8 protein-coding genes are annotated in these 7958 nt (G+C 46.0%); 5 read left to right on the forward strand and 3 right to left on the reverse strand.

Going from position 1 to position 7958, the window contains the following annotated elements:
- The first annotated feature begins 62 nt into the window (after positions 1-62).
- From VN379_RS10760 to VN379_RS10770, 3 genes are read left to right on the forward strand one after another with little or no spacing between them, the layout of a single operon-like run.
- Positions 63-866 (forward strand): transporter substrate-binding domain-containing protein, encoded by an 804-nt coding sequence (locus tag VN379_RS10760; protein ID WP_325533647.1) that lies wholly within the window; start codon positions 63-65, stop codon positions 864-866.
- Complete coding sequence (locus VN379_RS10765) at positions 853-1524, forward strand: amino acid ABC transporter permease (protein WP_325533649.1); 672 nt, start codon at positions 853-855, stop codon at positions 1522-1524. The genes VN379_RS10760 and VN379_RS10765 overlap by 14 nt, the downstream gene beginning before the upstream one ends.
- Positions 1521-2258 (forward strand): amino acid ABC transporter ATP-binding protein, encoded by a 738-nt coding sequence (locus tag VN379_RS10770; protein ID WP_325533651.1) that lies wholly within the window; start codon positions 1521-1523, stop codon positions 2256-2258. Before VN379_RS10765 ends, VN379_RS10770 begins: the two co-directional genes overlap by 4 nt.
- 162 nt (positions 2259-2420) lie before the next feature.
- Here the strand turns inward: VN379_RS10770 and VN379_RS10775 are convergent, their stop codons facing one another.
- Both VN379_RS10775 and VN379_RS25160 read right to left on the reverse strand, forming a co-directional pair.
- Entirely contained in the window at positions 2421-3200 is a 780-nt protein-coding gene (locus tag VN379_RS10775) for a serine/threonine protein kinase (RefSeq protein ID WP_325533653.1), read from the reverse strand.
- Positions 3201-3205: 5 nt separating this feature from the next.
- Entirely contained in the window at positions 3206-3499 is a 294-nt protein-coding gene (locus VN379_RS25160) for a double zinc ribbon domain-containing protein (RefSeq protein WP_414714988.1), read from the reverse strand.
- A gap of 457 nt (positions 3500-3956) precedes the next feature.
- On the opposite strand from VN379_RS25160, the gene VN379_RS10780 reads away from it, so the two are divergent.
- Positions 3957-5678 (forward strand): ABC transporter ATP-binding protein, encoded by a 1722-nt coding sequence (locus VN379_RS10780; RefSeq protein ID WP_325533655.1) that lies wholly within the window; start codon positions 3957-3959, stop codon positions 5676-5678.
- A complete protein-coding gene (locus tag VN379_RS10785; protein WP_325533657.1) occupies positions 5678-7474 on the forward strand; it encodes an ABC transporter ATP-binding protein in 1797 nt (598 codons plus the stop codon). Before VN379_RS10780 ends, VN379_RS10785 begins: the two co-directional genes overlap by 1 nt.
- Before the next feature lie 247 nt (positions 7475-7721).
- Here VN379_RS10785 and VN379_RS10790 read toward each other — a convergent pair whose 3' ends face one another.
- Positions 7722-7874, reverse strand: coding sequence for a hypothetical protein (locus VN379_RS10790; RefSeq protein WP_325533659.1), 153 nt, complete (start codon positions 7872-7874; stop codon positions 7722-7724).
- Between the last annotated feature and the right edge of the window lie 84 nt (positions 7875-7958).

Consider the following 7958-nt stretch of genomic DNA (forward strand, 5'->3'; position numbering starts at 1 on the left):
GGATAAGCAAGCGTTGCCGGGAAGCGGGTGCTATTATTTTGCTAAATTAGGAGGGTTTTACAATGAGAAAATTTAGTTTATGCCTGATTATTACTTTGATATTTACGGTATTTGCGGTTGGTTGCGGATCACAAACCACAAAAGTTGAAGAGCCTAAAAAACAGACCTTACTGGATACTATAAAAAAGCGCGGAACGATAAAGGTCGGAACTGAGGGGACCTATCCGCCGTTCACCTTCAAAAATGAAAAAGGTGAATTGGAAGGTTTTGATGTTGAGATCATCAATGAAGTGGCAAAGCGGCTAGGTGTCAAGGCTGAATTTGTACCTACCGAATGGAAAGCAATGTTTGCAGGTCTCGATTCGGAGCGATTTGATGTTATTGCGAATCAGGTAGGTATTAATGAAAAAAGACTGGAAAAATACGATTTCTCAGTTCCCTATACTGTTTCTGGTGCTCAAGTCATCGTAAATAAAGACACTACAGATATAAATAGTGTAGAAGAGATCAAGGGGCGTAAAGTTGGCGTAACGCAGGGAAGTAATTGGGAAGAACTTGCCAAGAAATCCGGGGCTAACGTTCAGTATTATAAAGGGGCAAACGAAATTTTTGCAGATCTGGGAGCTAAGCGTATCGAGGCAGCCTTGAATGACCGGCTGTTTGTCTCTGAGTATCTTCTGAAGAATCCTAATCAGAATCTTAAAGTGACAGGCAAAACCTTCAATGTAGAACAGTCGGGGCTTGCATTCCGTAAAGGGTCTCCCGAGCTTATCGAAGCGGTGAATAAGGCGCTTAAGGAAATACAGGCAGATGGTACTTATCTAAAGATATCGAAAAAGTGGTTTGGGGAAGATGTTAGTAAGTAGAGAATGGGGTATTGTCATTGACTCCCTGCCTGTTTTAGGGCAGGGAGCCTTGGTTACTATTTATTTAAGTCTGGCAGCAATGGTAGGCGCAGTCTTGCTCGGGCTGTTAGTCGCATTAATGAGAATATCTAAGGTTAAGATATTCGAACAAACCGCCAGAGTTTATGTATCATTTTTCCGCGGAACGCCCCTGCTTGTTCAACTATTAATATTATATTTCGGGTTAACCTCTTTTCATATTGTGCTTGATCCCTTTGCTGCAGCACTTATTGGCCTGATTTTACATTTCGGGGCATATATCTCGGAAATTTTCCGGGCGACTATTCTGTCCATCAGCCGGGGGCAGTGGGAGGCCGCTCTGTCCCTTGGTATGACTAACTCACAAGTACTGGGAAGAATCGTTTTGCCCCAGGCTACCCGCATATCCATTCCACCGTTATGGAATTGCCTTATTGATATTTTAAAATCATCATCTTTGTCCTCTGTCGTTACTGTACCGGAATTAACTCGCCAGGTAGAGGAGCAGAGCGCGGCCCAGTTTGTTTTTATGCCGTATTTTATTACCTTAGCGGTGTTTTACTGGGTAATGGTTGCTGCTATGGGGTGGGTTCAGGAATGGCTGGAGAGAAAGCTTGAGATACCGGGAGGCTCCGGATGATTGAGGTCATAGACTTATACAAGAATTTTGGCAGTACAAGCGTTTTGAAAAGTGTGAGCCTGAAGGTGCGGCAGGGGGAAGTCTGTGCTATTATCGGGCCTAGTGGATCAGGTAAAACCACGTTGCTGCGCTGCCTGAATTATTTAGAGGTTCCTGATGCCGGGCGAATCCGGGTAGGTGACTTTACCAGTGATGTGAACCACCTTTCCGGGAACAGCCATCTGATCCGGCAGCTGCGCCAGCGGACCGGTATGGTATTTCAGCAATTTAATCTTTTTCCGCATAGAACAGCGGTAGAGAATGTTATGGAAGGGTTGCTTACTGTCAAGAAGACTCCCCGGCAAAAAGCCCAAAGCCAGGGGATGTTCTGGTTGACGAAAATGGGGCTTGAGGATAAGGCGGCAGCGTATCCAGGACAACTTTCAGGCGGACAAAAACAGCGGGTAGCAATAGCCCGTGCGATGGCGATGGAGCCGGCGGTGCTCTTACTGGATGAGCCCACGTCAGCACTTGACCCGGAACTTGTTGGCGAAGTCCTGCTTGCTTTAAAAAAGCTGGCCCAAGAAGGGGTAACAATGGTCGTAGTTACCCATGAAATGGGTTTTGCCCGGGAGGTAGCGAACAAGGTTGTGTTTATGGATGAAGGCATAATTGTGGAGGAGGGTCCACCACAACAAGTCTTTGAGTCAGGCAATCCTAGAATAAAAGCATTTACAGCTCAATTGCTGCGGTAATTAATTGGGGCTGTCTTAATAAAATTAAGACAGCCCATCATAGTTTCCAGGAAAGACGCGGGGACGGTGGTTGTGTCTTGTGTAATTGCAGGAAATAGACAATCCATGGCTGGAAGGAACTGCAAAAGTGATGTTCTATCAAACTCTGAAGGTAGAAATAGGCTAGGAAAGTTTGATTTTGCAAAGTGCTGCCAAGGCCGCAGCGGTTGTTTGATAACCACTCGCGGGTTTGAGTAGTTTACCGATAAATTCGGAAAAATCAGCTGAACAAACTGGTTTGCCTTGACTGTTTGCGTAAGCTAAGCGACTGTCCATCAGATCTACCGCAACCAGTCCGGCACCAAATAGATCATTGCTGAGGGAGTGATCTCGCCGGCGTACGATATAGCTGGAGCTGGCATTATGGTTTGAAGTTTTGTTGGTGGGCGGCTCCGGCAGGGTAAGATCCTGCGAATTATAGGGTCTGATAGCAAGGCCAAAGTCAATTAGGAAAAGTTTTTTATTGTGTAATATTAGATTTGACAGCCGTAAATCGCGATGAATTATTATTTGTTTGCCCTGATTTGGAGTGTGGAGATAGATTAAGATTGCCAGCAATTGTTCGATAATGTCCTTTATTTCGACCTCCGTAAAGATCTTACCCTGAAGAATCTGTGTGCTTAGTGGCGTTCCAGGGATATATTCCTGGACCATAAAAAGCATATTGTTAAACTCAAATAAATCAATCAATTTGGGAATTCGAGAATCGCTTATTTCTTGGAGAATTTCCTGCTCATGCAAAAATAGACATAGTTGTTCGGAGGTTGGTGGATGACGGTATTCTGGATAACCATTCATGAATTTTAATGCATAACTGTTGCCATTCTTGCTTGCTTTGATGACGCTGCCGTAGCTGCCAACGCCAAGCGGTGCCTCGACGTAATAGTTATTTATTGGCGACAACGGCTTTAGGAAAAAAAACGATCAAGAAATCCTTTTTTACGGCGGTTATAATTTCCGGAGGAGTTGCTTCTGTCATAATAGCGTGGTTGCTGACTGTGTTGTGGTGGCGGGATTACTGGGGGCTGAACAGTAGGTGTGCTTGGTGGTGCTTTTAGATTAGTGCCGCAGAAGGGACAACTAACCCACTCAGTATTAATTTCTTTGTGGCAATTAGAGCAGGCTGATTTGGCTGTAGCTCCACAAACTGGGCAAAAATTAAAATGGGGTTGCAATTCGTTTTGACAGCGTTGGCATTTCATAAAAAAGCCTCCTTGTATTTTGAACTTTATTTTTACTCACTAAACGTAATGACCTAAAGTACGGAGTCGCACCTTAGGTCATTACGTTTAGTGGTATAACAAAAGACCTTTAGTACGGATAACCCATACTAAAGGTCTTGCTTATTGGTTAAACCAACGATAGCGCCAGGCTGTACCAGCCATGATGTTGACACTATCTGTCAAGCTACTCCCCTTTAGAGGATATTAAATTATCTTATTATAACCTGGTTTGAAATATATGTCAAAATAGGTGGGGAGTTGCTAAAGTAGGGTCTCATTTAAGCTATTGAAATCTGTCGGCTTTTTTTAGCAGCTTGGCTGGTTTAAGATAAATTATCCCCATGTACAGATGGAGGAATAAGTCTGCGCGCGGAGATACTATAACCTATTGTGTTATAATAATATAATAAAACAATTCTTCTAAGGGGCATTGGCAATGAAGTATTGGCAGAGTTACTGGCAAAAATACCGAAAACATTTTGCCGGGGCGGCTGTGTTTGTAATGCTGGAGGCACTGTGCGATTTGCTGCAGCCAACCATTATGGCCAGCATTATTGATGTTGGGGTGGCCAACCGGGATATTAATTATGTACTTTATATGGGCGGGATCATGTTACTGGTTACTGCGGTAGGGGCCTTGGCAGCTACTGCCCGCAATATTATTTCCAGCACGGTTTCTCAGCGAGTAGGCACCGAACTAAGAAGCCAGGTATATGAGCAGATTCAGATATTGCCCTTAGCGGCCGTTGATAAATTTGACAGGGCAACCCTGGTAACCCGCCTGACTAATGATGTAACCCAGATTCAATCCTTGGTGAACGGTATGATGCGGATCTCACTGAAGGCTCCTGTTCTTTGTATTGGCGGCCTGATTATGGCAGTCAGCTTAAACCCCCGGTTGGGCAGCGTGCTGGCTATTGTTGTTCCGGTGGTGGGGGTGCTGATTTTTATCAATATGCGGGTTGGTTATCCCCTGTTCCTGCAGGTTCAGGAGGCATTGGATCAACTGAACAGCGCGGTGCGTGAGACGATTGCCGGGGTCAGGGTGGTAAGGGCTTTTAATCGGTTTATCTATGAGCAAACTAAGTTTAGGGCCGTAAATACTCACTTTCAGGAGCGAGCGGTTGCCGCCATGAGGACGATGACTGTTTTCGGCCCTAGTATTGCTTTGACTATGAACCTGGGAGTTGTGGCCGTCCTCTGGTTGGGCGGCAGAGGGGTTCACAATGGTCAGATCCAGGTGGGGCATATTATTGCCTTTATTAATTATATGACACAAATTTTATATTCACTGGTCATTATTTCTCTGGTCTTTAATGTATTTGTCCGGGCGCGGGTTTCCTCCCGCCGTATTGGCGAAGTATTGGCGATAGAAGGGGTTCCTGATGAGTTTGCAAAAGAGGAAGAGAATATCTTCTTTCAGGGGCGGATTGATTTTGAACGGGTTTCCTTCGCGTATGACAGGGCGGAACCAGTTCTTGAGAATATTTCATTGACTTGCTTGCCAGGCGAAACGATCGGTATCATTGGGCCGACTGGTGCGGGGAAAAGCAGTCTGGTTCAATTGATTCCCCGCCTGTATGAACCTAATGCCGGAATGGTAAAGCTGGATGGGCAGGATATACGCAGGTTAAGCCCCCGGCAGCTGCGGGAAAAAATGGCGATTGTTCCCCAGAAGGCACTTTTATTCTCCGGCAGTATTCTGGATAACCTCCATTGGGGAAAAGCAGAGGCGACTCAGGGAGAGATCGAAGCAGCGGCCCGTATTGCTCAGGCTCATGAGTTTATTATGGAATTTCCGGAAGGTTATCAAACCCGGATCGGACAGGGTGGGGTAAATTTGTCCGGCGGACAAAAACAACGCCTGGCTATTGCCCGGGCGTTGGTACGTAAGCCGGCTATTTTGATTCTGGATGATTCCACTAGTGCGGTGGATGTAGATACGGAGGCCCGGATCAAACAAGCTTTACAGAGCTACACTGCGGGATTGACCTGTTTTATTATTGCTCAGCGGATTACATCGGTAATGGACGCCGACAAGATTGTAGTCCTGGATGGGGGCAAACTGGTGGGGACCGGGCAGCATGAGGATCTGTTGGCAAGCTGTGCCGTCTACCGGGAAATCTGCCAATCTCAGTTAGGGAAGGAGGGCTGCTGATGGCTGTGCAAGATCGGCGCAACAATCCAAAGTCAGTCTCATATAGCACTTCCTTCCGCGGCGGCAAGCGATTGGGCCAAGGCAATCGGGGAACAGTCGTCAGACCCCGGAATCTTTGGAAAACCCTTGGCAGGTTGTGGGGGTATCTGAGTCATGAAAAAGGGCAGCTTGCCCTTATTTTTGGCATGGTGTTGCTGGACGCTGTTTTGGCATTATTAGGCCCGTACCTTATCGGCGTCGCGGTAGACGCCATGGCTGCTTATGGACGCAGCGGGATTCCTAACCAACTGGAGCAAGTACTCTACCTGTTACTGGCTGTCTATGTAGGTTCGGCAGTGTTGGCCGCTGGTCAGGGTTTGCTCATTGTGGGCGCATCCCAGCGACTGGTGACTGGCTTGCGCCAGCAGTTGTTTGCTAAACTGCAGAAAGTGCCGTTGGTCTATCTGGACACCCAGGGCCACGGCGATGTTATGAGCCGGTTTACTAATGATATTGACCAAGTGAGTATGACTGTTTCAAATTCTTCCACTCAATTAATGGGCGGTTCCATAGCCATCTTCGGTTCGCTGATCATGATGTTGAGCCTTAGCCCGCTACTGACTTTGGCGGCACTAATTACGGTACCGCTCGTCGTCTTGTTGACCAGGATGATCTCCAGGCAGACCGGCCAGCTTTTTAAGGAGCAACAGGCTGAGCTTGGCCGTTTAAATGCCCATGCTGAAGAAACCATTAGTGGCATCGAAGTGATTAAGGCCTATAATCACGAAAGTAAAGCAATTGAAGAATTTAACCAGATCAATGAGCAGTTATGTCAGGTGGGGCTTAAGGCGCAAATCTGGTCCGGGTTTCTGATGCCGATTATGAATGTGATCAATAACGTGGGTTTTGCCGCTATCGCCATTGGTGGTGGTATCCTGGCTGTCTATCAGGGAATTACTGTCGGTGTTATTGCCAGCTTTTTAAGCTATTCCCGTCAGTTTGTCCGGCCGCTTAATGAATTGGGGAATACCTTCAATATGCTCCAATCAGGTGTTGCTGGTGCAGAGCGGGTTTTAGAAATGCTGGATGTCGATGAAGAAGCGCCAGACCGGCCTCAGGCAGTAGTGTTAAATAAACCACGTGGACAGGTGATTTTCGATAAAGTGACTTTCGGCTATCAGCCGGAGCACCCAATTTTACATGAAATCAGTTTTGTTGCTGAGGCTGGTCGCAGTGTTGCCTTTATCGGACCGACCGGTGCCGGAAAAACTACAATTGTCAATCTGCTAACCCGTTTTTATGATGTTACCGGCGGTACAATCTATATTGATGGCCGGGATATTAGGGAGTATACCAGGGACAGTGTAAGAAGTTGCTTTGGTATTGTTCTGCAGGACACCTACCTGTTTTCCGGGACTATCAGGGATAATATACGCTATGGACGACCCGGAGCTTCTGATGTGGAAGTGGCGGCAGCAGCAGCAAAGGCCAATGCTGCAGGGTTTATTGAGCGCTTTCCCCAGGGTTATGACACGGTGTTGATGGAAAATGGCAGCAACCTAAGCCAGGGACAAAAGCAACTACTAGCAATTGCCCGGGTCATATTAGCAGATCCCTCCATTTTAGTATTGGATGAAGCTACCAGTAGTATTGATACCCGGACTGAGGGATATATCCAGGCCGCTTTGAAAACGATTATGCAGGGACGAACCACTTTTATTATCGCCCATCGGTTAAATACCATCAGGGATGTCGATATGGTTCTGGAAATTCAGAAAGGTAGAATTGCCGAAACCAGACTTGCTACAGCTGACTAATTTAGTCGCGGCAGGAATAGCCCAAAGATAGTAAAGATGGAACTCCCCATATCGTGAGGCTTGGCTGATCGTGCTGTCCGCGTTAGTTTCTCAGCCTATAATACAATTGTAGAATTTGATAAGCTTTTGTTAAATTACAAATGATTGTAGCCAAAGGGATGTTTAATAATAATAAAAGAATGTAGATTTAGAAAGCAAAAAAACTAACCCTCTGCAAGCAAAGGGTCAGTCTGAACGATAGGAATTCTTATTTACCAACACAACCAAACTGTCCGGGTTGTTGAGCTACTGCAATAATGGTAGCTTTACCGCCACATTTTTCACAGGTTTCTGGCTTCTTTCCTTCCGCTGCCTCAAGAATCCAACCACATTCCACGCATTTGTAAAAGATATCTGCCATTGGTAAACCTCCCTTATGTAATATTTATCTATTTATACTTATTCTTCGTTAACCAAGATTATCCTTTTATGGTTTTATATGTAT

Origin of the sequence: Sporomusa sp., assembly GCF_035561255.1 — a bacterium.
Classification (GTDB): Bacteria; Bacillota; Negativicutes; order Sporomusales; family Sporomusaceae; genus Sporomusa.

Excerpts from the sequence above, each read along its gene's own strand:
- VN379_RS10780 (WP_325533655.1), top strand. The coding sequence starts at position 3,957 with ATGAAGTATTGGCAGAGTTACTGGCAAAAATACCGAAAACATTTTGCC.
- VN379_RS10790 (WP_325533659.1), bottom strand. The coding sequence starts at position 7,874 with ATGGCAGATATCTTTTACAAATGCGTGGAATGTGGTTGGATTCTTGAG.
- VN379_RS10770 (WP_325533651.1), top strand. The coding sequence starts at position 1,521 with ATGATTGAGGTCATAGACTTATACAAGAATTTTGGCAGTACAAGCGTT.
- VN379_RS25160 (WP_414714988.1), bottom strand. The coding sequence starts at position 3,499 with ATGAAATGCCAACGCTGTCAAAACGAATTGCAACCCCATTTTAATTTT.
- VN379_RS10760 (WP_325533647.1), top strand. The coding sequence starts at position 63 with ATGAGAAAATTTAGTTTATGCCTGATTATTACTTTGATATTTACGGTA.
- VN379_RS10785 (WP_325533657.1), top strand. The coding sequence starts at position 5,678 with ATGGCTGTGCAAGATCGGCGCAACAATCCAAAGTCAGTCTCATATAGC.
- VN379_RS10765 (WP_325533649.1), top strand. The coding sequence starts at position 853 with ATGTTAGTAAGTAGAGAATGGGGTATTGTCATTGACTCCCTGCCTGTT.